Annotated in this window: 25 protein-coding genes; 14 read left to right on the top strand and 11 right to left on the bottom strand. The window is 68.3% G+C overall.

From position 1 onward, the window contains the following. Nucleotides 1–13: 13 nt before the first annotated feature. Nucleotides 14–760 carry a lysophospholipid acyltransferase family protein gene (locus tag JK358_RS02870; protein ID WP_201943195.1) on the bottom strand — a complete coding sequence of 249 codons (747 nt, stop codon included), beginning with the start codon at nucleotides 758–760 and terminating at the stop codon, nucleotides 14–16. 74 nt (nucleotides 761–834) lie between these two features. Here JK358_RS02870 and JK358_RS02865 point away from each other — a divergent pair, with 74 nt between their 5' ends. Further along, nucleotides 835–1,632, top strand: coding sequence for a hypothetical protein (locus JK358_RS02865; protein WP_201943192.1), 798 nt, complete (start codon nucleotides 835–837; stop codon nucleotides 1,630–1,632). A 45-nt stretch (nucleotides 1,633–1,677) separates the two neighbouring features. Continuing rightward, nucleotides 1,678–3,219, top strand: a complete 1,542-nt coding sequence (locus JK358_RS02860) for a Rieske 2Fe-2S domain-containing protein (protein WP_201943189.1) — start codon at nucleotides 1,678–1,680, stop codon at nucleotides 3,217–3,219. A gap of 27 nt (nucleotides 3,220–3,246) precedes the next feature. Here the strand turns inward: JK358_RS02860 and JK358_RS02855 are convergent, their stop codons facing one another. From JK358_RS02855 to JK358_RS02845, 3 genes are all read right to left on the bottom strand, one after another. Continuing rightward, nucleotides 3,247–3,582: a BP74-related protein gene (locus tag JK358_RS02855; protein ID WP_201943186.1), complete on the bottom strand. Its 336-nt coding sequence runs from the start codon at nucleotides 3,580–3,582 to the stop codon at nucleotides 3,247–3,249. Nucleotides 3,583–3,656: 74 nt separating this feature from the next. After that, on the bottom strand, nucleotides 3,657–4,706 hold the full coding sequence (locus JK358_RS02850) for a MauE/DoxX family redox-associated membrane protein (RefSeq protein WP_201943183.1): 1,050 nt from the start codon (nucleotides 4,704–4,706) through the stop codon (nucleotides 3,657–3,659). A 52-nt stretch (nucleotides 4,707–4,758) separates the two neighbouring features. Beyond that, entirely contained in the window at nucleotides 4,759–5,715 is a 957-nt protein-coding gene (locus JK358_RS02845; RefSeq protein WP_201943180.1) for a DMT family transporter, read from the bottom strand. Nucleotides 5,716–5,812: 97 nt separating this feature from the next. Between JK358_RS02845 and JK358_RS02840 the strand changes: the two genes are divergently transcribed. The 3 genes from JK358_RS02840 to JK358_RS02830 all read left to right on the top strand — a co-directional run bounded on the left by JK358_RS02840 (nucleotide 5,813) and on the right by JK358_RS02830 (nucleotide 7,752). Further along, nucleotides 5,813–6,340, top strand: a complete 528-nt coding sequence (locus tag JK358_RS02840) for a DUF805 domain-containing protein (protein ID WP_201943178.1) — start codon at nucleotides 5,813–5,815, stop codon at nucleotides 6,338–6,340. 92 nt (nucleotides 6,341–6,432) lie between these two features. Next, nucleotides 6,433–6,951, top strand: coding sequence for a DUF805 domain-containing protein (locus JK358_RS02835; protein WP_201943175.1), 519 nt, complete (start codon nucleotides 6,433–6,435; stop codon nucleotides 6,949–6,951). Between the two features lie 96 nt (nucleotides 6,952–7,047). Then, a complete protein-coding gene (locus tag JK358_RS02830; RefSeq protein ID WP_201943173.1) occupies nucleotides 7,048–7,752 on the top strand; it encodes a hypothetical protein in 705 nt (234 codons plus the stop codon). Here the strand turns inward: JK358_RS02830 and JK358_RS02825 are convergent. The 3 genes from JK358_RS02825 to serS form a co-directional block, all read right to left on the bottom strand. After that, the gene (locus tag JK358_RS02825) at nucleotides 7,730–8,980 is read right to left on the bottom strand and encodes an MFS transporter (protein WP_201943170.1); all 1,251 of its coding nucleotides are present in this window, start codon (nucleotides 8,978–8,980) and stop codon (nucleotides 7,730–7,732) included. The genes JK358_RS02830 and JK358_RS02825 overlap by 23 nt on opposite strands. 88 nt (nucleotides 8,981–9,068) lie before the next feature. Then, nucleotides 9,069–10,934, bottom strand: coding sequence for a putative bifunctional diguanylate cyclase/phosphodiesterase (locus tag JK358_RS02820; RefSeq protein WP_307817249.1), 1,866 nt, complete (start codon nucleotides 10,932–10,934; stop codon nucleotides 9,069–9,071). A gap of 179 nt (nucleotides 10,935–11,113) precedes the next feature. Beyond that, a complete protein-coding gene (gene serS / locus JK358_RS02815) occupies nucleotides 11,114–12,373 on the bottom strand; it encodes a serine--tRNA ligase (RefSeq protein ID WP_201943165.1) in 1,260 nt (419 codons plus the stop codon). 163 nt (nucleotides 12,374–12,536) lie between these two features. Between serS and JK358_RS02810 the strand changes: the two genes are divergently transcribed. The 5 genes from JK358_RS02810 to JK358_RS02790 all read left to right on the top strand — a co-directional run bounded on the left by JK358_RS02810 (nucleotide 12,537) and on the right by JK358_RS02790 (nucleotide 16,436). Next, on the top strand, nucleotides 12,537–13,628 hold the full coding sequence (locus JK358_RS02810; RefSeq protein ID WP_232850586.1) for a septum formation family protein: 1,092 nt from the start codon (nucleotides 12,537–12,539) through the stop codon (nucleotides 13,626–13,628). A 32-nt stretch (nucleotides 13,629–13,660) separates the two neighbouring features. Then, complete coding sequence (locus JK358_RS02805; protein WP_201943160.1) at nucleotides 13,661–14,014, top strand: metallopeptidase family protein; 354 nt, start codon at nucleotides 13,661–13,663, stop codon at nucleotides 14,012–14,014. A gap of 92 nt (nucleotides 14,015–14,106) precedes the next feature. After that, nucleotides 14,107–14,418, top strand: a complete 312-nt coding sequence (locus tag JK358_RS02800) for a PE family protein (protein ID WP_201943158.1) — start codon at nucleotides 14,107–14,109, stop codon at nucleotides 14,416–14,418. A 15-nt stretch (nucleotides 14,419–14,433) separates the two neighbouring features. Next, on the top strand, nucleotides 14,434–15,612 hold the full coding sequence (locus JK358_RS02795) for a PPE domain-containing protein (RefSeq protein ID WP_201943153.1): 1,179 nt from the start codon (nucleotides 14,434–14,436) through the stop codon (nucleotides 15,610–15,612). Further along, nucleotides 15,609–16,436, top strand: a complete 828-nt coding sequence (locus JK358_RS02790; RefSeq protein ID WP_201943150.1) for an ESX secretion-associated protein EspG — start codon at nucleotides 15,609–15,611, stop codon at nucleotides 16,434–16,436. The genes JK358_RS02795 and JK358_RS02790 overlap by 4 nt, the downstream gene beginning before the upstream one ends. Nucleotides 16,437–16,657: 221 nt before the next feature. On the opposite strand, the gene JK358_RS02785 is transcribed toward JK358_RS02790, so the two are convergent. The 3 genes from JK358_RS02785 to JK358_RS02775 all read right to left on the bottom strand — a co-directional run bounded on the left by JK358_RS02785 (nucleotide 16,658) and on the right by JK358_RS02775 (nucleotide 18,826). Beyond that, nucleotides 16,658–17,320: a histidine phosphatase family protein gene (locus JK358_RS02785; protein WP_201943147.1), complete on the bottom strand. Its 663-nt coding sequence runs from the start codon at nucleotides 17,318–17,320 to the stop codon at nucleotides 16,658–16,660. Further along, a complete protein-coding gene (pheA, locus tag JK358_RS02780; protein ID WP_201943144.1) occupies nucleotides 17,317–18,234 on the bottom strand; it encodes a prephenate dehydratase in 918 nt (305 codons plus the stop codon). Before pheA ends, JK358_RS02785 begins: the two co-directional genes overlap by 4 nt. A 175-nt stretch (nucleotides 18,235–18,409) precedes the next feature. Continuing rightward, nucleotides 18,410–18,826 (bottom strand): hypothetical protein, encoded by a 417-nt coding sequence (locus tag JK358_RS02775; protein WP_201943141.1) that lies wholly within the window; start codon nucleotides 18,824–18,826, stop codon nucleotides 18,410–18,412. Between the two features lie 156 nt (nucleotides 18,827–18,982). Here JK358_RS02775 and JK358_RS02770 point away from each other — a divergent pair, with 156 nt between their 5' ends. The 4 genes from JK358_RS02770 to JK358_RS02755 all read left to right on the top strand — a co-directional run bounded on the left by JK358_RS02770 (nucleotide 18,983) and on the right by JK358_RS02755 (nucleotide 22,815). After that, nucleotides 18,983–19,753 carry a DUF2470 domain-containing protein gene (locus JK358_RS02770; protein WP_201943138.1) on the top strand — a complete coding sequence of 257 codons (771 nt, stop codon included), beginning with the start codon at nucleotides 18,983–18,985 and terminating at the stop codon, nucleotides 19,751–19,753. 26 nt (nucleotides 19,754–19,779) lie between these two features. After that, on the top strand, nucleotides 19,780–20,577 hold the full coding sequence (locus tag JK358_RS02765; protein WP_201943135.1) for a CPBP family intramembrane glutamic endopeptidase: 798 nt from the start codon (nucleotides 19,780–19,782) through the stop codon (nucleotides 20,575–20,577). A gap of 61 nt (nucleotides 20,578–20,638) precedes the next feature. Then, nucleotides 20,639–22,174 (top strand): LCP family protein, encoded by a 1,536-nt coding sequence (locus JK358_RS02760; protein ID WP_232850585.1) that lies wholly within the window; start codon nucleotides 20,639–20,641, stop codon nucleotides 22,172–22,174. A 92-nt stretch (nucleotides 22,175–22,266) separates the two neighbouring features. After that, nucleotides 22,267–22,815, top strand: coding sequence for a ferritin (locus JK358_RS02755; protein ID WP_201943132.1), 549 nt, complete (start codon nucleotides 22,267–22,269; stop codon nucleotides 22,813–22,815). 342 nt (nucleotides 22,816–23,157) lie between these two features. Here JK358_RS02755 and JK358_RS02750 read toward each other — a convergent pair whose 3' ends face one another. After that, on the bottom strand, nucleotides 23,158–24,075 hold the full coding sequence (locus JK358_RS02750; protein ID WP_201943130.1) for a DUF5926 family protein: 918 nt from the start codon (nucleotides 24,073–24,075) through the stop codon (nucleotides 23,158–23,160). Nucleotides 24,076–24,082: the final 7 nt, after the last annotated feature.

The raw sequence follows: 24,082 nt of genomic DNA, 5'->3' as shown, positions 1-24,082 counted from the left end.
CGTCCTCCGGACGCTACTGTTGCCGCGCTCGGCGGGCGGCCTTCTCCGCGGCTTCGGCGGCGTCGAGGGCGTTCGCCTCTTCCAGGGTGGGCGCGCTGCCGCCGAGGCGAGCGGGCACCCAGTACGCGCCGGGCTCGTGCACATAGTCCTTCTGCACGTTGAGAAGCATGGATTCCATTGTGGTGTGCAGCTTCTCGGTCAGGGCCGAGGCGGGTTCGACGGGCGCGATGGGCTTGCCGACCTCGATGGAGATGGGAGTGTTGGTGCGGCCCAGGCGCTTCGGGTGGCCCTTGGTCCAGACGCGCTGTGCGCCCCAGATGACGATGGGGATGATCGGGACGCCCGCTTCGATGGCCATGCGCGCCGCGCCCGACTTGAATTCCTTCAACTCGAAGCTGCGGCTGATGGTGGCCTCGGGGTAGACGCCCACCAGTTCACCGGCTTTCAGACGGTTCACGGCTTCCTGGTAGGAATCGCCGCCTGCCGCCCGATCCACGGGAATGTGCTTGAGCGCCCGCATGATCGGTCCGCTCACGGAATTGTCGAAGACTTCCTTCTTCGCCATGAAGCGGATATAACGCTTCGTCGTACGTGCGGGGAGTCCCGCGTACGTGAAGTCCATGTATCCGGTGTGATTGATCGCGATGACCGCGCCACCCTGCGCGGGAATGTTCTCGTCACCGGTGACGGTGAACTTCAGCCCCTGCAGTGCGAACACGGTGCGAGCCAGCCCGATGATCGGGAAGTAGACGGGTTCCACAATTTCGGTACCTTAGTCCCTACCTCAGCCGCGACCAGTGATCCAGGTAACAACAACCGAAAGGGTTCTTGCGCGTGGAATACGGCCGAACAGCACTGCGTGGACACGACCGCGGGGGACTGCTCGGAAGACTCGCCGTCGCGGCCGCTTTACTGCTCACGGGATGCGATGCGGCCGTGGGCATTCCGGGCGACGCGCCGGAGCAGGCCGCCGCGCCCGCCCCCTCGGCCGCGCCCGGCGCGCCCGAACCCAGCGTCGCCGCCATCGGCCGGTGGGCCGCCGACCTGCGCGCCGGCAGTCTCGACGAGCTGGAGAACCGGTGCTGGACCATGGCTCCCGGCAATGTGCGCGATATGTACGACACGCCCGGCCCGATTCTCGAGGCGATCGACGAGCCGGGCGTGCGCTCCGGGTCGGTCTTCGTGTGGCGATCCGCGGCCGTCACGGTGGTCGCCCGGGATCGGGACGTCGCGGCCGGGTACGCCTGCCCGCATGTCTTCGCGAGCGGGGACGAGATCGCCTTCAACGCGGCCGACGCCCGGCACACCGTGCGGCGGTTCCTGGCGCGGGCGGTCGGCGCGCCGCTGGATTCGGCCGATGTGGAGAGCTCGTATCCGCTGGTTTGCGCGGCGGAGCGGAGCTGGGATCCGGACGAGAACGGGAAATCCGTCGTGCCGCCCATGGCCGCGGGCGCGCGGACCATGACCGGTATCCGGAGTTTCACCGACGAGTCCATCAAATCGGAGTGGCCGTACGACGAGTACATCACCGTGTCGGTCCCGGTCACCACCGCCTCCGGGGTCCGGAAAAAACAGACATTCACCCTGAAGTCGGGCAGCGACGGTTACTGCATCGGCGACGTTTCGGGCTAGCCCGTAAGCTGGGTGGCTGGTAACGGTCAGGGAGGAAGATAGCTCGTGCAGATCACCAGCGTCGGACACGCCGGATTCCACATCCGTACCAAGGCCGGGACGATCCTCTGCGATCCATGGGTGAACCCGGCGTACTTCGGATCCTGGTTCCCGTTTCCGGACAACACCCAGCTGGACTGGGACGAGCTGGGGAACTGCGACTTCCTCTATGTCTCGCACCTGCACCGCGATCACTGGGATGCCCAGCATCTCGCGGACAAGGTGAACAAGGACGCCGTCGTCCTGCTGCCCGACTATCCCGTGCCGGATCTCAAGCGTGAGCTGGAGAAGCTCGGCTTCCACACGTTCGTGGAGACCGAGGACTCGGTCAAGCACACCGTGACCGGGCCGGGCGGCGACCTGGACATCATGATCATCGCGCTGCGCGCGCCCGCCGACGGTCCCATCGGCGACTCCGGCCTGGTCGTCTCCGACGGCGAAACCGTCTGCTTCAACATGAACGACGCGCGGCCGGTCGACATGGACGTGCTGCACGACGCGTTCGGGCACGTCGACATCCACCTGCTGCAGTACTCCGGGGCCATCTGGTACCCGATGGTGTACGACATCCCGGCCAAGACCAAGGCCAACTTCGGCAAGCAGAAGCGCCAGCGCGGCATGGACCGCTGCCGCTCCTACATCGAGCAGGTCGGGGCCACCTGGGTCGTCCCGTCCGCCGGACCGCCGGTCTTCCTCGACGACGAACTGCGCTACCTGAACGACGATCGCGGCGACGAGGGCAATATCTTCCCCGACCAGATCGTCTTCCTCGAGCAGATGAAGATCCACGGCAACGAGGGCGGGCTGCTCATGATCCCCGGCTCGACCGCGGATCTGCGTGGCAAGGAACTGGTTTCGCTCACCCACCTGACCGATCCGGACCTCGTCTACCGCGACAAGGCCGCGTACATCGAGGACATGGCCCAGCGCATGGCCCCGGTGCTCGCGGCCGAAAAGGCAACGTGGGCGGTCGAAGACGGTACGCCGCTGCTGGGGCAGCTCAAGGAGCTGTTCGAGCCGATCATGGCGCAGAGCGATCTCATCTGCGACGGCATCGGCTATCCGGTCAGCCTGGTCATGGGCGACGAGACCGTGGTGCTGGACTTCCCGAAGCGGATCGTGCGCGAACCCGTCGCGGGAGAAGGCAAGCACCGCTACGGATTCCGCATCGACAAGCAGCTGGTGCGCACCGTGCTGCGCGACAACGAACCCGACTGGGTGAACACGATCTTCCTGTCGACGCGCTTCACCACCTGGCGCATCGGCGGCTACAACGAGTTCCTCTACACGTTCTTCAAATGCCTCACCGACGAGCGCATCGCCTACGCGGACGGCTGGTTCTCCGAGGCGCACGACGATTCGGCCTCCACCGAACTCGAGGGCTGGGAGGTGCAGCGGCGCTGCCCGCACCTGAAGGCGGATCTGTCGAAATTCGGTGTGGTGGAAGGCAATACGCTCACCTGCAACCTGCACGGCTGGCAGTGGGATCTGGAATCGGGACGCTGCAAGACGTCCAAGGGACACGAATTGCGGTCGCGCAAACTCTGATCCGCGACCGCGATTCGCGGGTGCGGGTCAGGAGACTTCGCGGGTCAGCTTGGACGACCACGGACACCAGAAGCAGCCGGGCAGGAACGCGCCGCACGCCTCGTCGAGATGATCCTCGAGGTAAGTGATGCTGGAATCGCACACCTCGATGGCCATGGTGAAAAATGTGATGGTGTCCGGATCGAGGTGGAAACTCCAGCCCGGGTTGTAGTCGGCCCGGGATTTCCGGATCCGGCCCATCACATGGGTCGACATTGTTTCCTCACCGGACAGGATGCGGCGCGCCTCGGCGATGCGCTGCTCGTTCTCGAGTCGAATGACGAATTCTTTGCCGGAATAGTCGGTGAATGCGAAGTCCGCCATGATGATCCCTCGCTTGTGCGCTGGGTGAACGGATGGAACCTTGCCATTCGATGGTAAGGCTCACGAACCACGCGCTATGGTGAAATCGTTTGTGCACCAAGGGAATTAGAAGACCGGCCCGTATTGTCCGAAATGGCGTGGCCGCCAGTTCGTTTCGCCTGGATTATCAGGTCACGAATGGCCATCGCCCCCCGCGCCACGGGCGCGGACACCTGACCGTTCGTGCCGATCAGCACCCCCGATGGCGTTCCGCGCACCCGATACCGCAGCGCCGCCTCGTTTCCCTGCTGCACCATCACCGGAATCTCACCCAGCCCCTGCTCCCGGCCCCACGCGGCATGCTCGGCCACATCGCCGTTGCCCACCATCACGATCGTCAGCGACTCGGCCGCGCGGCGCTGCCAGCGCGGCAGCTCCCGCGCCAGCGCCGCGCACATCTCACAGTGCGGGTGCACGAACACCAGCAGCAGCTGCCGCCCCGGAGACAGCAACTGCGCCAAACCGATTCGCCCGCCCTCGGTGCGCAGCAACTCGAATTCCGGGGCCACCGCACCCACCGGCAGACCCTCGCCACCCAGGGTCGACAGGGTCTGCTGATCGAGCCGGCGCCGCAGTTCGAACACCAGCGCACCCAGCCACAGCAGCGCGGCCACCAGGACCGCGGCCACCGCCATACCCACCGCGTGATCCACCGGCAGCACGGCCGGAACCTCGTGCCGCGCGGCCGCGCCGAGCAGCACGACCACCGCGAGCGCCAGCAGGCCCCCATTGCGGCCGATCGTCGACCAGCCGATCGGCTTCGCGCTCACCGAACCGAAACAGGCGCAGGCCGGTCGCTTCCCGGCGCGCAGCAGGCGCATCATCGTCCCGGTGAACACCCCCAGCAGGGTGATCGCCAGCGCCGCCGCGGGCAGCGCCGTCCACCGCGGCAGCACCGCGACCGCGACCGCCGCCTCGACGAACGTCAGCATCCAGGCCACGGCGGGCACCCAGCGCAGCGCTATCCCGAACTCCCCCACCGCCTTCCGGGTGCCGGCCGGGTCCAGCAGCTTGCCCCACGCCGACAGGCCGAACACCACACACAGCGCCAGCCGGGACGCCCACACTCCGTAGTCGATCAGCATGTGCGCACCATGGCACAACCGTCGCCGGAGCGAAACACGAATCAGCGGAACACTATTCGGCGGTTCGAGTGCGGGCGGCCGAACCGACCGCTACGAAAGTGAGTACGCAGCCCACCACCGCGCTCGCCGTCAAACCCGGCCCGGCGGGGACCACCACGTCCAGCAGCAACGACATCGACAACTGACCGGCCACCGAGGTCAGACCGAGCAGCAGGACACCGATCCGACGGACCACCACCACGGCCAGCGCGATGAACGCGACGCCGATCACGCCACCGAGGTAATACCAGGGTTCGGCGGGAAAGCCGGTGGGCCAGCCGTTTCCGGCGATCAGGGCAGCCTCCACCAGCAGCAGCGCGGCCGTCCCCGTCACGAAATTGGCGAGCGTCGCCGAGGGCGGGCCGCCGACCGCACCGACCCGGCCGTTCACCGCCTGCTGCCAGGCAACCCCGAAACCGGCCAGCAGCGGCAGACCGATCAACAGGATCTGCGGGCCACCGCGGAACGCCTCCGGCACCGACAGGCCGCCCACTCCCCCGTGCCGCCCGACCACCGCCAGCAGCACCGCCACCAACGCCAATCCGGCGCCGGTCGAACGGAATACGGTCACCGGCGTGCGCCCGGCCGGACCTATACCCAACCGGTCCACCACCAGACTGCTCACCAGCTGCCCCGCCACCACTGCCACCGTGAAAGCCGTCACACCGATCGCGGCGACGGTGAGGCCCTGACATGCGACGAAGAACGCACCGCACAGGCCACCCAGCAGGTGCCATCCGCGCAAACGACCGGCCCGCAGCGCACGACGCACCTCGCCGACGCCCGCGCGCAATCGGCGGCTCACCGCGAACGCGATCGCGAGCAGCAGCAGGCCGGTGCCGAAACTGATGACAGCGGCGGCGATTCCGTCGCCCACCCGGGCTCCCAGCTCGCCGTTGATGCGCGCCTGCACTGCTACGCCCGCACCGATGGAACCTCCGAATATCAGCCCGAATCGCCGTCGCACCACCGCCCGATTGTTCCATTCGCCCGGTTTTTCGATTTGCAACCGGCAGGGGGATGTGCAGAATTACGCGGGTTCGATCGTTCTTTCGGGGAGGTTTCTCATGGGCTTCGGTGAAGCCATCAAGAGCGTGCTGTCTCAGTATGCGAATTTCAACGGCCGGGCCCGCCGCAGTGAGCTGTGGTGGTGGGTGCTCGGTTTCTTCCTGGTCTACTTCGCGACCGCGATTCTGGCCGGGCTGCTGTCCGCCATCCATGAATCGCTCGGCATCGTCGGCATGCTGCTCTACGCGGTGGTGCTGCTCGGCGGGCTGGTCCCGAACCTGGCCGTCACGGTCCGCCGCCTGCACGACACCGACAAGAGCGGGTGGTTCATCCTGCTCGGATTCATCCCGCTGGTGGGCGGCATCATCCTGCTCGTCTTCTACTGCATGGAAGGCACACCCGGCCCCAACCAGTACGGCCCGGACCCGAAGAACCCGCACGGCGGCGGCTACCAGCCCTACCCGGGTCAGCCCTACCAGGGCCAGCCGTACCCCGGCCAGCCGTACCCCGGCCAGCAGCCGCAGTACGGTCAGCCCTACCCGGGTCAGCCGCAGCCGGGGCAGCCGCAGCAGTACCCGTACGCCTGATTCATCCGATTCACTCGCATCCGGCGTTGCACACAGCAATTCATCGGCAACCAGACCAGACTGAGCACGACCGCTCACTCCAGGAGGTTCACATGAATTTCGCGGATGCTGTCAGAAGCGTGCTCACGCAGTACACCAACTTCAACGGCCGAGCACGCCGCAGCGAATACTGGTGGTTCTTCCTGTTCAGCGTCCTGGTCGGGATCGCCGCCAGTATCCTCGACGCCCTCTTCGGACTCCGGTGGGGCGACGACGGGAACCGCGGTGGCCTCTTCGAGGCCATCGCGTGGCTGGCACTGCTGCTGCCGACCCTGGCCGTCGGCGCGCGACGCCTGCACGACATCGACCGGACCGCCTGGTGGCTGCTGCTGCACCTGGTGCCCTGCGTCGGATCGCTGGTGCTGTTCATCTTCGCGCTCATGGACGGCACACCCGGACCCAACCAGTACGGGCCCGACCCCAAGGGCCGGTCCTCCAACGGGCCGGGCTACCCCGAACCGCCGTACCCGGGCGGACCCGGTTACCCCGACAGCCCGGGATATCCCGGCGGACCCGGAAATCCGAACGGACCCGGCTATCCGCCGCCACCCGGAACGGGAAATCAGTTCTGACACCGGACAATTCCGGACTCGCACCCCGAAGGCATATGTATGCCTTTGGGGTGCATCACATTTCGCGCCTGTACGAGTGACCTATACGGTAATCCGGTGAGTGAAGGCGTAATCGGCGGCATCCATGATGACGCGACCTACGCGGCCATCGACGCCGCATGGGATTCCTGGGGGCGGCGCGATACCGACGTCATCGCCCATCTGTTCAATCCGGCATTCCTGGGCGGACCGCGCTGGCCCGCCCTGCGACAGGCACACAGCATCGCGCGCCGCGACAACGCGCTGCTGGTCGCCAGCAGCGGGCTCGCCGACCCCACCGAATGGGCCGACGCCGCGCCGACCAACGGCTACGAGCTCGAGGTGTACGGCATCACCCCCGACCTGCCGCTCGACAGCGACGCCATGACCATCGCGCACTCCTGGTTCGGCCAGACCGTCATGACCGTGTCGAATCTGGTGGCGCAGTACGGCTTCGAAGTCCCCGACCTGGTCGACCGGGACGGCGTCATCACCATCGAACTCGCCGAGGCCGAACTCCCCGCCGAAGCCGCCGGCACCTACCTCGAGGACGGCGCCGCCGTCGTCATGGTCGGCATCACCGACCGGGAGCTACCCGCGACCGTCGACGGACCCCTGTCCACCATCCGGCTGCTCAACGTGAAACTGCTGACCGCCGCCGAAGGCCGGTTCTGCGTGAACAATCCGCGCGGCGACGAGAACGCCCGCCACGAACTCACCCGGCGCTTCGCACAGCAGGGCCACCCGCTCTGGTCCAGCCTCACCCGGCCCTCAGTGGTGTAACCGCCCGCCGCGGCGACCAGGACGGGAACAGCGCGGCCGTCAACAGGAACGGCACACCCAGCAGCGCCACCAGCACCGGAATCGGCAGCCACAGCGACACCAGCGCCGCGAAACCGAACACCGCCAGCGCGATCACCTCGGTGATCAGACCGGACACCGAGGTGACGGTGGCACGAGCCGGACCCTCGATGGCATCCTGCAACCGCGCCTCGGCGATCACCTCGGCGTTGTAATCGATGCCGTAGGCGATGCCGAGCGCGGTGAAACCGACCGCCGTCAGGACGTGCACGGCCTGCGGATGCTGCGCGGCCAGACCCGACAGCAGAGCGCCGCCGATGAACAGGAAACCACCGGCCGCCAACGCGAAAGCCATGGTGCGCGGGCGGATTCCGGCGGTCCGGTCCGCCAGCGCCGCACCCGCCACCGCGCCCACGACGGTCACACCCACGAGAACGGCCGCCACCGAGGGGGACACACCGGCATGACCGGCGAGCAGGGCGAAGTACTCGTCGTAGGCGGTGATGCCGTTGAGCAGGGCCGCCAGGATCACACCGCGACGAATCACCCGCACCCGCAGCGCCTCACGCACACCGGTGCGCAGCATTGTCAGATATCTGGTGAGAGTCGTTCTCCCCGAATCGAAATCGACGACAGCATCGGAATCCTCCTCGAGTTCCTCGACATCGGCCGTCGACACCACCTTCGGCGCGCTCGGCAGAGTGAGCGCGGTGAGCGCGTGCAGCGCGGCGATGAGCACACTCGACCAGCCGACCAAGGCGTATCCACCCCAGGCGTACAGCGGCGCTGCCGCGAGAATGCCCAGCAGCGCGGCGATCTCGGCCGCCGCACGGGCCCGGCCCATGATGCGCGGGTAGTCGGCGGTCGCGTCACGCGCGGCGAGATCGTCGTAGATCAGCGCCTCGAAGGTGCCCGAACGCAATGCGCCCGAGGTACCCCAGAGGATGAAACCCACCGCGAAACCCGCGTACGACGGGAAGACCGTCCACGTCGCGAAACCGGCGCACAGCAGCACCCCCTGCAACACCAGCAGCGCACGCCGCGACACCGTGTCGGCCCAGGCGCCCGACGGCACCTCCAGCAGGAAGGACGTCGTCGACCAGATGGCCAGCAGCGAGGAGATCTGCGCGAGGCTCAGCCCGTGATCGGCGAAGAGCAGCGCGTAGAGGGCGTACAGCGGAATGAGATCCGCGGTGAACCAGAACAGCACCGCACGCCGTTCCAGCGTGCGGACCCCGCGATTACCGCCGCGGAGCGAGCTGACGAATCAATAGGCGTAGACGAGCAAGCGCATGAGCTCAGTCTTGTGCGCCGCCGAGCCCGCCGTCAAGCGGATTTTCCACCGGAATCCAGCCATTGGCCGACGGCTCCCGGTCGACGCTCGCGCCCACCAGGCCGTGATGCTCGTTCAGATCGTTGATCAGCTCGGACACCGGATGCGAATCGCTGTAGTGGTAGCCCTGCGCCAGCGCGAAACCGAGCTCGGTGAGCACGGCCGCCTGGTATTCGGTCTCGACGCCCTCGGCGATCACCTGCAGATCCAGCGACTTGCTCAGCGCCGCAATGACACCCAGCAGCGGCGGCGCGGGGGAATCGGAGCGGATGGCGGCCACGAAGGACTGATCCACCTTGAGGATGTCGCTGGGGATCGTCGCCAGGCGGCTCAACGACGAGTAGCCGGTGCCGAAATCGTCGATGGCGATGCGCACGCCCCGCTCGCGCAGCTTGTGCAGATTCGCGATGGCGGTCTCGGATTCGGCGGCCAGCTCGCTCTCGGTGACCTCCAGGACGAGTTGATCCGCGGGCCATTCGGTATCGGCGAGGATGCCGGAAACCCGGTCGGCGTAATCGGATTCGGCCAGTTCCAGACCACTGACGTTCACATTGAGCGTCAGATCCAGCTGGGCGAAGGTCTCCTGCAGGCGGGCGGCGTCGGCGCAGGCGCGGCGCAGCACCAGCTCGTCCAGATCGGAGATGAGGTCGTACTCCTCGGCGACCCGGATGAGGCCCTCGGTGGTGACATCCGGTTGCGCGTGCGAGGACCAGCGCAGCAGCGCCTCCACCCCGACCGCGCGGGTGTCGCCGTCGGAGAGCGAGACGATGGGCTGGTACTGCACGTCGAGGGTGCCGCGGTCGATGGCCTCGCGCAGCTCCACCGCCAGCGGCAGCTGCCGCGAGGACTCCAGCACCGTGCGATTGCGGCCCGCCTGCTTGGCGCGGTACAGGCCGACATCGGCGCGCGAGACCAGCAGCGAACCGGATTCGCCGGGCTGCCAGGAGGTTACGCCCGCCGAGCAGCCGGTGGTGACCGCGGCGCGCAGCTGTTCGGTGAGCAGGATCGCGGCCTGCTCGGTGGTATTCGGCAGCAGCAGCGCGAAGGCGTCACCGCCGTAGCGGGCCAGCCGCTGATCGGGTCCGAGGAGTTTCTCCCAGGTGTCGGCCACCCGCTGCAGCACGGCGTCGCCGGCGCGATGCCCGAGATGGTCGTTGATCTTCTGGAAGCGGTCCAGGTCGACCAGCACCAGGGCCAGACCCTGACCCGTGCGAGTGGCGTGCCCGATGGCATTGTTCAGCGCGCGGTCGAAACCGCGGCGATTCAACAGACCGGTGAGCACGTCGATATCGGCGTCCGACGCCATCCGCGTCAGAATGCCGACCACGATGCCGATCCCGAAGGTGATGCCCGCCGGGATCAGACCCGACCACCACGGCAGCCCGCGCGAGGGCACCACCCACAGGCAGCACACGATCGCGAACGCGAGATGCACACCGAGCCAGCGCCACGCGAAGAAGATGGCGGCATCACAGGCGACGAACACGTAGAACGCCGCAAGACTGATGGCGCCCACCGTATTCGGGAACCAGTGCACCGCGATGGTCACCAGCACCGTCGCGATGCCGACGTAGACGTGATGCGCGGCATGCTGCATCCGCGGACCCCAGATGAGCAGACTGAGACCCAGCAGCAGCGCCACGAACGCTGCCGAACCCACCAGCGGACGATTGCCCTCATCGCCCGGCGCCACGGCGGTCAGGATCAGGCCCAGCACACCGCCCATGACGTAGAACGCCCCGGTCGTCCGAGCCATGACCATTGCCGTCGCCAGCGCCGATGCCGCCCGCACCCGGGTTCGGGTATCGCCGCGAGACCCGATTCCTCGCACGCTGCCTAGCCTAGACGCTGTGTTGAATTTTGCCTTCGCTTCGCTCCGGCTGGGTTCGCGGCCCTGAAGTCTCGATTCTTCCCTCCTCCGCTCCTCCGCTTCGCTCCCCCGCTCCGTCAGTCCAGAATCGAGACGGCCGCGAACCTTCAAGCGTTTCGGCACGGACCGAGCATCTCGAGTCAGCGCGGCTCCAATAGTTCAGTGCCGACAAAAGGTACAAGCGCGGCAGGCACTTTGACCGAACCGTCGGCTTGCTGATGGTTCTCCAGGATCGCCACGATCCATCGCGTCGTCGCAAGAGTGCCGTTCAGGGTCGCGGCGGTCTGCGGCTTGTTGTTCTCGTCGCGGTAGCGGACATTCAGGCGACGCGCCTGGAATGTGGTGCAATTCGACGTCGACGTGAGTTCGCGGTAGGTCTGCTGGGTCGGCACCCATGCCTCACAGTCGAACTTGCGCGCCGCCGACGAACCGAGATCACCCGCGGCCACATCGATCACCCGGTACGGAACATCGATGGCGGCCAGCATGTCCCGCTCCCAGCCCAGCAGCCGCTGATGCTCGGCATCCGCGTCCTCCGGCTTGGCGTAGACGAACATCTCCACCTTGTCGAACTGGTGCACGCGGATGATGCCGCGCGTGTCCTTGCCGTAGCTGCCCGCCTCGCGACGGAAACACGACGACCAGCCCGCGTAGCGCTTCGCGCCCGCGTTCAGATCCAGGATCTCGTTCGAGTGGTAGCCCGCCAACGGCACCTCCGAGGTGCCGACCAGGTACAGGTCGTCCTCCTCCAGGTGATAGATCTCCGCCGCGTGCTGCCCCAGGAAACCGGTGCCCGCCATGATCTCCGGGCGCACCAGCACCGGCGGGATCATCATGGTGAAACCGTTCGCCACCGCCTTCTGCGCGGCCAGCTGCAACAGACCCAGCTGCAGCAGCGCGCCGTACCCGGTGAGGAAGTAGAACCGCGAACCCGACACCTTCGCGCCGCGCTCCATATCGATGAGACCCAGCGACTCACCCAGTTCCAGGTGATCCTTCGGGGTGAAATCGAATACCGGCGGCGTGCCGACGGTCTCGAGCACGATGTAGTCGTCCTCGCCGCCCGACGGCGCGCCCTCCTGCACCACATTCGACAGGGCGCGCTGCGCGGCATCGAGATCGGCGTCCGCGGCGGTCTCGGCGGCCTCCGCCTCCTTGACCTTCGCCGACAACTCCTGGCCCTGCGCGAGCAGACCCGGGCGCTCCTCCGGAGAAGCCTTGCCGACCTTCTTGCCCAGCGCCTTCTGCTCGGCGCGCAGATTGTCCGCCGTCAGCACCGCCGCCCGGCGCGCGGCATCCGCCTCGAGCAGGGCGTCCACCAGGGCCGGGTCCTCGCCGCGGGCCCGCTGCGAGGCGCGCACGACGTCCGGATTCTCCCGCAGGAATCGAAGGTCGATCATAGGTAACAAGCCTAGTCGGCGGGGTCCACGGCTTTTTCCGTGGCCCGCCCCCTGATCGGCTGATCTCGCCATTGCCGTGCGAGGACGTGGCGGGGGGCCAACCGCGCTGCAATGATGGACCGCGATGTCCGTACAGTCGCCTCCCCCAGACCAGCGCTCCGGCATGCCCACCCGTCCCCGCAAGAGCCCCCAGGGTTCCGGGATGTTCGGCAGGCTGCGCGCCAAAATCGAACACGGTGACCCGGTTTCCGCGCAGATGGTGCGCTGGGGGCTGCTGGCCTTCGCGGTCGGCACCACCATCGCGGCCGTCATCATGCTCGTCACCGGCGGGTTCGACACCGGCAAGGTGACCGCGCACAACCCGGGCTCCCCGCAGCCCACCGGCGCGGTCGCGGGCGAGGCCTTCGGCACGGCCAAGGCCGGCGACTGCCTGAACTGGACCCAGACCTCGGCCCTGGACCTGTCCAAGGTGGACTGCTCCAGCAAGCACCTGTTCGAGGTGACCGCCACCATCGACCTCGCCAAGTACCCCGGCCGCGAATTCAGCACCGGCTCGAAGTACCCGGACTCGTTGCGGTTCACCGAACTTCGCGACGAACACTGCGTCAGCGCCACCCAGGCCTACCTCGGCGGCCGCTTCGACCCGCGCGGCAAATACGAGGTCGGCCTGATGTGGCCCGGCAAGGACGGCTGGAAGGCGGGCGAACGCACCATCCGCTGCGGCCTGCAGGTCGACACCACCACCGGCGAGGCCACCATCCCGTCCGCGGGCCGGGTGAGCGATGTCAGCCAGTCCAAGGTCTTCGACGTCGGCACCTGCATCGGCATCAGCCGCAACCTGCCCACCGACCCGATCGACTGCGGCCAGCAGCACGCCTACGAGATCGTCTCCACCATCGACCTCGGCACCCACTTCACCGGCGGCCCGCCGTCCAAGGACGAGCAGGACAAGTGGATGGAGGAGCAGTGCGCGCAGACCTCCACCGACTACCTCGGCTCCGGTGACGCGCTGCGCAACAAGACGCTCACCCTCTTCTGGGACTACATCGACACGCGCAGCTGGCTGGCCGGCAGCCGCAGCCTCAACTGCTTCATCGGCAAGGGCGCGCAGGAGGGCTTCGCGCCCATCACCGGCTCCGCGCGCGGCGACATCCTCATCGACGGCCAGGCCCCCGTGCCGCCGCCGAACAACGGCCGCTCCACCCCGCAGCCGCTGCCCGGCGCCGCACCGCCGGTCATTCCGACCCCGCGCTGAACCGGGCCGAACGCAGGAGAGGGAACACAGCTGTGCCGGTCACCATGTCCGAGGACCGCTTCGAGGAACTGGTCGGCGACGCACTCGACCTGATCCCGGGCGAACTCAGTGACGCCATCGACAACGTGGTGGTTCTCATAGAGGCGCGCAACGACGAGGAGCCGCAGCTGCTCGGCCTCTACCACGGCATCGCGTTGACCGAACGCGACTTCAGCCACTACGGGGGCGCATTACCGGACACCATCACCATCTACCGCGACGCCATCCTGGAGATGTGTCACACCGAAGAAGAAGTGGTCGAAGAGGTGGCGATCACGGTGATCCACGAGATCGCACACTATTTCGGGATTGACGACGACCGCCTTCATCAGCTGGGATGGGGCTGATCAAGATTGCGATGAGTACGGGGAACCGATCGCGTCACTCCCGCGTCCAATCTTCATATCGGGGGAAGAACTCTGTGGAAGGGAGTCCGATCATGGTTGGCCATATCTCCGTGCAGCCTGAACTGATCCTGGCGGCGGCACTGGAACTGGACCTGCTGGCCGAACGGCTGGCGGCCGTCGCCACCGCAGCCGGACCCACCACCCACGTCCTGCCGTCCGGCACCGAAGAGGTGTCCATCCTGGCGGCCACCCACTTCAACCAGGCCGCGGCCACCCACGACAGCGCCGTCGCGCAGGGCATTCTCGAACTGCACCACGCCGCCGCCACACTTCGCAGTCAACTCGCGTCGTACCTGGCCCAGGACACCATCCGGGCCGCGGGAATCGCCGCCGTCCAGGTGTAAGAGGGGGACAAACACATGACGCTGGGAATCACCGGGGTGTTCTGGCTCCCCCGCATGGCCGAGATCAACTCGGTCTCGCTCAACGCGGGCGCGCACGCCATCCCGATCTCCGCCGCCTCCACCTCGTGGACCACGCTCACCGGCGCGTGGGTGGACGCGACCGCCACCGTCGCCCGCGTCATGGCCGAGGTCGGCGTCGGCCTGCAGGGCCTCAACGGCCTCAATGTGCTGGCCCGCCTCACCGGCTTCACGGTGTGGGCCGAACAGCAGGTCGTCATGGCCACCGCACTCGCCGCCAAGACCGCGGCCAACGCCACCGCCTACACCGTGGCCTCCATCGCCATGCCCAGCCTGCCCGAGATCGCGGCCGTCGAGGCCGCGCGCGTGGCGGCGCACTCCACCGGCGGCGCGCTCAACGGCACCGCGGAACTCGCCGAGGCCGCCAAACTGGCCATGGACATCCGGGCCGCGCTCGTCATGGAGACCTACGAGGCCGCCACCACCGCGCTCGTCGTCACGCCCGGCACCTTCCTGATGCCGCCGCCCATCGCCAGCGGCGCGGGCTCCGCCGACGCCGCGTCCACGGGGTCCGAAGCCTTCGGCAGCACCGATCCGGTGTCGGCCGCCCTCGCCACCGTCACCTCGCTCGCGAGCAATCCGTCCCTCGTCAGCGGCCTCTCGCAGGCCGCGCAGGTGGCCGGCAGCGTGGTCACCACGGGCGCGTCCAGCGTCACCTCGGTGGCGGGCAACGCCATCAGCTCGATCACCAGCGCCGTGAACGCGGGCGGCACCGTGTCGCCCGGCGCCGGTAACGCGGGCCTCACCACCGCCGCCGGAGTCGGCGCGGCCGCCCTGGCCACCACCGCCGTGTCCTACGGCGGCGGCAGCACCGTCAGCATCGGAAACGGCGGCGGCACACTGCAATTGCCGCAGGGCTGGGGTGCGGGCGCGGGCGCCGCAACCGGTGGCGCGGTCCTCGGAACCGTCGCCGAACCCGCGACCGTCGCGCAGAGCGCCAACGGCACCGCACCCGTGCGCAACTCCGGCACCAGTCCGGTGCTCGGAAGCAACCGCGGCGACGACGAGGACGAAACCCACGACGGCAACGACTTCGGCCACGCCACCGATCACTTCGCGCACGGCGGGGTCATCGCGCCCGCCGTCATCGGCGGCGATCCGGCGGAGGGCCGGTGACGGTCCTCGGTGGCGGCCGCGGGCCGTCCCTGCTGCGGTCGGTGACCCTGTCACTCGACGAAATGCAGTACGTCCAGGAGGCATTGGAGATCGACGAGCTGCCCGTGGTGCTGAACGCCATGGGCCGCTACGACAATGCCACCGACCACGCCGCCGCCATGACGGCGGCGGCCGCCTCGCTGACCGAGCGTGACCTGCTCGACGGCGAGGAGGTGCACCCGGAACTCGCCGAACGGCTGCGGGTGCTGTACCGGCCGCACTGGGTGCTGGCCCTGCGCTGGTATGTGGACGGGCAGGTCAACCGGTTCTGCCTCGCCAAGGGCGACGACATCGAGGTGGTCGCGCTGCGCGGGCCGGAATCGTATGTGCTCGACGAGGCCGGGCACGATCTGGCGGGCACCGTCATGGCGGCGCTCGGCCCGGCCGACGCCCTCGAACTCGACGGCATGCGCGCCCCCACCGCGGATCTGGTGCCCATCTTCGACGACGCGGGCGATATGACCACCACGGCCACCCGGCTCGCCGCCGTATGCCATCCCAGCGGGGACGCGAAAACCCTTGCGGCGGCACTGGTCCAGGTGGACTCGCACGCAGAGATCGCGGGCGTGCTCTACGGCGACGGCAGCCGCGATGTCGCGAACGGGCATGTGGCCGTGTACAACACGCGGCACGGCCGATTCCTCGCCACCGCGAGCGTCGCCGACGACGGCACCAAGTGGACGTCCTTCGCGAGCGGCACCCCGGCGCGCCTGCGGACCGCACTGCAGGATCTGATCTCGTCACTGCCGCTGCGCGAGGAATTCCCAACCCCCAAGCAGCCCTAGCGATTCGGCGAGCCTGGGTTCCAGCCGCCGTAGGGGGTTCGGTGAGCCGGGGTTCCAGCCGCCCTAGGGGGTTCGGTGAGCCGGGGTTCCAGCCGCCCTAGGGGGTTCGGTGAGCCGGGGTTCCAGCCGCCCTAGGGGGTTCGGTGAGCCTGGGTTCCAGGCGGCTCTCCTGAGGGGTTCGGGGGCGAAGCCCCTGAGAGCCCCCCCGAGAGTGGGGGTTTTCACCCCATGGGGTCGTCGCCCGTGGGATCGATCGCGTCCGCGAACGGGGGCTGATAGCGGCCCCACCGGGTGCACTCCCACAGGCCGTCCGCGGACGGCAGCAGTTCGATGGTCTCGGTGTTGTCGAGATGGTTGTTCGCGGCGAAAAGCCTAGGCACGCCGGTCAGTTCCCGGGACACCAGGCGCATGGCCGCGCCGTGGCTGACCAGGACGACATCGCCCGCGTCACGGTCGGCGAGGTATTCGTCGCGCAGGCGCTCCAGCGCGGGCACGTAGCGGTCCAGGACGTCCCGGCCGCTCTCGCCGCCCGGCACCCGCATGCTCAGATCGCCGAAATGCCAAGAGCGGTACACCTGTTGGAAGGCGTCGTGCGCGTCCTTGGAGGCCAGGCCCTCCAGGTCGCCGAGCTGCACCTCCTGCAGATCCTCCAGCACCTCCAGCGGCACGCCCGTGGCCGCCTCGATGTACCCGCCCGTCTGCCGTGCGCGCAGCGCCGCCGAGGAGAACAGCTTCTGCGGCGACCGGATCAACCCCGAGCCGAACGTCTTCGCCTGTCCCACACCGCGTTCGGTCAACGGCAGCCCCGGTAGCCGGGTGTCGAGAATCTTGCCGACATTGCCCTCGGTCTCCCCGTGCCGAACCAGGATCAGCTTGCCGGTCACAGGTCCGCCACCCCCTTCCTCAGATCGATCAGCCAGTCCGCCGCCGGTTCGTCGGCGGGCGGCGGGGTTCCGGTCGCCGAACTCGCCGGCCAGGAACCCAGGTACCGGATCATGGGCACCGTGCGATGCAGCGCCTTGAGCGCCTCCGCCACCGCGGCGTCGTCGATATGGCCCACACAATCCAGGTAGAAGCGATACGTGCCCATGCCGGTGCGCGTGGGCCTGGATTCGATTCGCGTGAGATCGATGCCGCGCGTGGCGAATTCGGCGAAGGCGCGCATGAGCGAGCCCGGCTCGTTGGCCAGCTCCATCACCAGCGAGGTGCGATCGGCCCCGGTGCGCGGCGGCGCCGGACGCGGCGGGCCCACCAGCACGAAACGGGTCACCGCCTGATCGTGGTCGGCCACGCCGGAGGCCAGGGTCGCCAGGCCGAGCCGCTCACCCGCCAGGGCGGTCGACACGGCGGCGTCGGCGTGCCCGGCCACCACGTCCTCCGCGGCGGCGGCATTGGAGCCCGAGGTGTACATCTGGGCCTGCGGGAGCTTGTGCGCCAGCCAGATCCGCACCTGCGCGGCGGCCACCGGGTAGGCGGCGACCCTGCGCACATCGGCGAGGGTCAGACCCGGACGGCCGACGATGGTGAAGGCCACATCGAGTTCGGTCTCGGCGGTGATCTGCAGACGCGGGCCGACCGCGAGGGCGTCCAGCGTGGGCGCGATGGAACCCTCCACCGAGCTCTCGATGGGCACCACCGCGCCCTCGACCTCCCCGGCGCGCACCAGCTCGATGGCGGCCCCCTGACTGGCAGCGGGCACACGCTCGACCGTCCCACCGAACACTCCGGTGGACTCGAGCTTGGCAAGGGCCATCTCGGTGAAAGTTCCCGACGGCCCGAAGTAGGCGATACGCGGCACGGCTACGAGATTACTTACTCCCCCGCCTCCCCGAGCCTTCTGCGCGCAGCTGACAGCCGTCGACCGTCACGCACGCGTGCCGGCGGTCATGTGCCGAACCGATTCCGGACGTACCCCACGAGTTACCCGGACCCCGCGAAATCAGTGGTCGCCTACCGAACTCGGCGCGTCGAGGTCACGCGGCCAGAACGGACAGCGCGGTTTCGACGGCTGCACGATCAGCTGTTTCGATGGCGAGCAGCACCTCGCGCAGGGCTTCCACGGCGGGCGGTTTCAGCCCGCGCAGGAAATCGAGGTCGGGGTTGGCGAGCGCGGTGGGGATGTCGTCGCCCATGAGGGCGGCCGTGGTGGCGGCGACGATTGCCAGCGCTCGTGCGCCGGAGTCGGTGCGGGCCACGAAACCCTTGTCGCCGTGGGCGATTCGCACCAGGAAGACGCCTATCTCGGTATCGGAGACGGCGAGGTCGAGGATCTCGGCCTCGGGGTTCGGCGAGATCGGGCGGACCAGATCGTCGACCAGGCCGCGCGCCGGGCGCGGGGGCATCGACAGTGTCAGCGGCACCGGGTCGGCGGGGGACGAATCATGCGGCACGGCTTCACGGTATCCGCGCGCCGGCCGCGGTGTGCGGGGGGATTGCGGATTCGGCCGCGAATCGCCCTTCCGGACGGGGAATCGGGCGTGTACCGGTTGCGCGAGCGACGTTCGTCACTTAGCTTAGGTTTACCTAATTTCCTGTCGGAGGTATGTATGCCCAACCTGGCCCCCGTCGCCGCACCCACGACCGCCGAACGCGTCCACAGTGCATGCACCCACGCGGAGCAGGCGATGCTGGCGCTGCCCGGCCTCGACCCCATACCGACCTCCGTCCACCGGCTGCGCCAATGCGGGGACGCCGTCATCGCCGTCCCCATGACCTCCACCGCCGCCATGCTCATCAGCGGCACCGGCAGCACCGGCTCCCCGGCCGTCCTGGAACTCACCGACCACGCACCGGTCCAGCTGCGCGAACCCGTGCGCGCCCTGGTGTGGCTGCGCGGCTGGGTGCACTCGGTGCCCGCACAGTCCCAGCGCGCCCTCGCCACCGCCGTCGCCGAGGACCATCCGGCCCCGGAACTGCTCGACGTCGGGCACACCTCCATCCTGATGCGCCTGGTCATCGACTCCGCCGTGGTGGCCGACAGCACCGGCGCGGATTCCGTCGGCCGCGAACAACTCCGGCAGGCCCAGGCCGACCCGTTCTGCGGTATGGAGGCCGCCTGGCTGCAGCACCTGCAGGCCGACCACGCCGACATCGTCGACCGGCTCGCCCGCAACCTCCCCGGCCACCTGCGCCGCGGGGCACTCGTGCACCCGCTCGCCATCGACCGCTACGGCATCACCCTGCGCGTCGAAGCGAGCGACCGCGACCACGACGTCCGACTCTCCTTCAACTCCCCCGCCGACGACGTCGAAGCCCTCAGCCGCGCCGTCCGGCTGCTCGCCGGATGCCCCTTCCGCAACGGGCTGCGCCACAGCTGAGCTGTCGCACACCTAGATTGGCTGCCATGGTGTCGGCAGCTGAATCCCGGGCCGGATGGCCCGCGCCCGCGTCCTCCACGCAGGAGAAACGGGCGGTTCGCGTCGAGATCGCGGTGGTGCTGGTCGTCACGTTCGGGCTGAGCGGGGCCAATGCGGCGCTGTCACTGCTCGAGAGCGCGCTGTCACCGGGCGGGGTCGGCGGGCAGACCGTGGCGTTGAATCCGTCGCGGGCCGCGCAGTCGATGATCGATCTGCTGTTCCAGCTGCTGAGCATGGCGCGACTGCTCGGCTGGGCGGCGCTGGGCCTGTATCTGCTGTGGCGCAGCGGAATCGGGCCGAGGGCGATCGGGCTGGCACGGCGACTGCGGTGGCGACAGGACGTACTGCCCGGACTCGCGCTCGCGGCGATCATCGGAATCCCCGGGCTCTGCCTGTATCTCGCGGCGCACGCGCTGGGGGTGAGCGTCACCATCGTGCCCGGATCGCTGGAGCACTGGTGGCGGCTGCCCATGCTGGTGCTGTCGGCCTGGGCGAATTCGGCGGCCGAGGAAGTGCTGGTGGTCGCGTTCCTGATCACGCGGCTGCGGCAGCTGGGCTGGTCGGAGAATCGGTCGCTGCTGGCGTCGGCGCTGCTGCGCGGCAGCTACCACCTGTACCAGGGGCTCGGCGGCGGCATCGGCAATCTGGTGATGGGGGTGATCTTCGGACGCTACTGGCAGCGCACCAACCGGCTGTGGCCGCTGCTGCTGGCGCACGCGCTCATCGACACGATCGCCTACATCGGCTACGCGGCGCTGCGCGGACACGTCTCGTGGCTGCCCTGACGCACAGCGTAATGACATCGAGATGAACCCTGGGCGGGGTTCCATCAGTAGAGTTTCGGTGATGAACGGCGACGACCCCCAGCACTACGCACGGATGCGCCGGGAGCCGCCGCCTGCTCGATCAGGCGAGCCGCCCGCCCGCCCGCAGCGCCCCGGAGCAACGCCTCCGCAACCTCCGCGTGCCCATCCCGCGGAGCCCCGGCGCGGCACTCCCCCGGCACCGGCCGCCGGACGGCAGCCGCGCGGCGCGGACCCGACCCGCAAAATGGACCGCCCGGAACCCCGTCAGCCGCTTGCCTATTCGCAGCAGCCGACCGTCAAGAACCCGCGCAACGAGCCGCCCCGGAACCCGCGGCCGCCACGGCGCGACCAGGCTCCGCCACCGTCGCCGCAGCGCAATGCCGCACCGCCGCAACGCCCTGCGCCGCCCCCGCGCGACCAGCGCAATCCCGCCGCAGCCCAGCGCAATCCGGCGGCCACCCGCAAATACACCGAGCAGGACCGCGAGGGCGCGCCGATGCTGCACGCGCCGACCCAGCAGCCGGTGCCGTACCGCGAGAACACGCCACCGCCGCCACCGCCGCCTGCACGCCCGCCGAAACGCACCGGGGGCGGCGGAGATCGGCCGCGCGGTTCCCGGCGCAGGTTCCGATTGCGCTGGGGGCGGCTGATTCTCATCATCCTGGTGCTGGTGCTCGCGCTGCCGATCGCGGCGGCCGTGTACGTGGACACCCATCTGGTGCGCATCGACGCACTGGCGAACTATCAGGGCCGGCCCGGCGACACGCCCGGGACGAATTGGCTTCTCGTGGGTTCGGACAGCCGCACCGGGCTGACCGAGGAGCAGGAGCAGGAACTCGCCACCGGCGGTGAGGTCGGCTCCGAGCGCACCGACACGATCATTCTCGTGCACGTTCCGGAATCGGGGACGCCGACGCTTGTCAGCCTGCCGCGCGACTCGTATGTGAGCGTGCCCGGCAACGGCAAGGACAAGCTCAACTCGTCCTTCGCGCTCGGCGGGCCGCAGTTGCTGGTGCAGACCGTGGAGGGGGCGACCGGGCTGCGTATCGATCACTACGCGCAGATCGGCTTCGGCGGATTCGCCGACATCGTGAACGCCGTGGGCGGTATCGAGATGTGCCTGGACGAACCGATCAGCGATCCGCTGGCCGGCATCGACCTGCCGGCGGGCTGCCAGCAGCTGAACGGGGCCGAGGCGCTGGGGTTCGTGCGCACCCGCGCCACGCCGCGCGCGGATCTGGATCGCATGCTCAACCAGCGCAAGTTCCTGAGCGCGCTGTTGCAGAAGGCGGCCAGTCCGAGCACCCTGGCCAATCCGTTCCGGGCCTGGCCGTTGCTACAGGGCTTGACGAAGGCGCTCGAGGTCGACGAGGGCTGCCACGTGTGGAATCTGGCCTCGCTCGGGCGGGCGCTGGGCGGCGATCCGATCGCCACCACGGTGCCGATCGGCGGGTTCGAGGACACCGACAGCGGCAATGTGGTGCTGTGGGACAAGGAGAAAGCGAGCCGGTTCTTCCAGGCGCTGGCCGATGACGAACAGATCCCATCGGACCTGATAACAACCGTCGGCAATTAGTGCAAATTAGGCAATACTTGCCTCAATAAGGCTGTGCTCAATAAGGCTGCACTTGGATGACACGCGCTGTGACCAGGGCTAATGTCGTCCCCATGGCCACGCGCACCCAAACCAAGAAGAGCAAGTTCCACGCCTTGCTCCAGGACCAGATCCGCAACGAATTCAATGCGGAGCACCAGTACATCGCCATCGCCATGTGGTTCGATCACGCCGACCTGCCGGTGCTCGCCAAGTATTTCTACAAGCAGGCCGTCGAAGAGCGTAATCACGCCATGATGATCGCGCAGTACCTGCTCGATCAGGACTTCAATGTCGAAGTGGCGAATACCGATGCGGGCAAGTCGCAATTCGCGAATGCCAAGGAGCCGATCGCCCTCGCCCTCGCGCAGGAGGAAGCGGTCACCGAGCAGATCGTGCAGCTCGCCAAGACCGCCCGCGAAGAGGGCGACTACCAGGGCGAGCAGTTCATGCAGTGGTTCCTGAAGGAGCAGGTCGAGGAAGTCGCGACCATGCGCACCCTGCTGGCTGTCGCCGATCGCGCCAGCGCGAATCTGTTCGATCTGGAGAATTACGTCTCGCGCGAGATGAGCTCGCCGAAGGACGCGTCCGGTTCGCCGCACGCGGCGGGCGGTTCGCTGTAACCCACCGAATTCGGCTGTCGCAACAATTCCACACGAAAGGCCCGGTCCCTTGCGCTGGACCGGGCCTTTCGATGTGTGCCGAAGGCTAGATCACTTCGCGGAGATCGAGCTGAACAGCGACTTGATCAGGGCGAGAATGGCTTCCATGGTTTTCTCCTCATCTGTGCCGATGCTTTCGCATCGTCCCCTTGGATCTGTGGGGTGATGAGAACCTAACCGACAGGCCTACCGAAATGAGGGTTTTTCAAAAAATCTTTCGGCAAATTTTTCCGGCCGCCCGCGAGCGCGGCGCAACCCCTCCGCGAGCAACCGGAAAAGCCCTGATCACAGCACTGTTTCAGATCAGCGCAGGGTGACCTGGCGGGAGCGCAGACCATCCCGCGAACGCCGCTCATCGGACGTCAGCGGGGCATCCGACTTCAGCGCCTCGGCCAGACGCGCGCCGAACTCGCGAGCCGGGGCCTCCCACTCGGCGGCGTGCCGCTCCGGATCCAGATCGAACACCGGCACCAGCAGGCCGTGCGTACGGAACGAACCCGCGAACCGCGAACCCTCGCCCAGGTTCAGCTGCCCGGCCGCGTGCAGACGCGCCAGCGCCAGCATCAGCGCGTCCTCGTCCTCGGGCCGCACCCAGCGCAGATGCGCCTTCTCACCGGCATCCACCCACCAGGCCGCGCCGATCGCGTCCGCGCCCAGCTCCAGCCGCGCCGACGGCATGATCGCCTGATTGGCCTGTTCGATGGTGGCGGCCACCTGCGCGTCCGGGGTCACGCCCTCGGGCACCCACCAGTTGAAATCCTGGTGCACGGTCAGATCCAGGGCGGCACCCGAATCCAGCACCTCCGAAAGCCGCGGCGCGCCTTCCACATTCGCGGTCTGCAGCGAGTCGCCCGGCTCGGCGCCCTGCGTCCACAGAATCGCGGCCGCGAGATCGGCCGACGGATCGGCGGACTGGAACTGCACCTGCGTCCCCACGAACCCGAGCGGCTCGTCCCCGGCCCGCACCAGCGCGGCCACCGCACCCGGCAGCACCGTGGCGAGCGTGACGGGACGTTCGGCGGCGACATTCGGCGACAGCTTCAGCGTCGCCGTCGCGGACGGCACGAACTCCCGTAGCGCGACCAGGTCGCATTCCGCCGCCAAACCCTCGAACGGCCGCGTGACCGTCTGGGCGGCCTGCTCCTGCGCGGCCCGGCGCGCGGCCAGCTTCTCGGCCCGATTACTTCCCGGCTTGGGACTGTTGCGCTTGCTCTTACCCATGAGTGGC

The sequence above is a fragment of the Nocardia acididurans genome (assembly GCF_016741815.1).
Classification (GTDB): Bacteria; Actinomycetota; Actinomycetes; order Mycobacteriales; family Mycobacteriaceae; genus Nocardia; species Nocardia acididurans.
The sequence above is the reverse complement of the archived record's forward strand: the minus strand, read 5'-3'. Positions and strand labels throughout refer to the sequence as shown.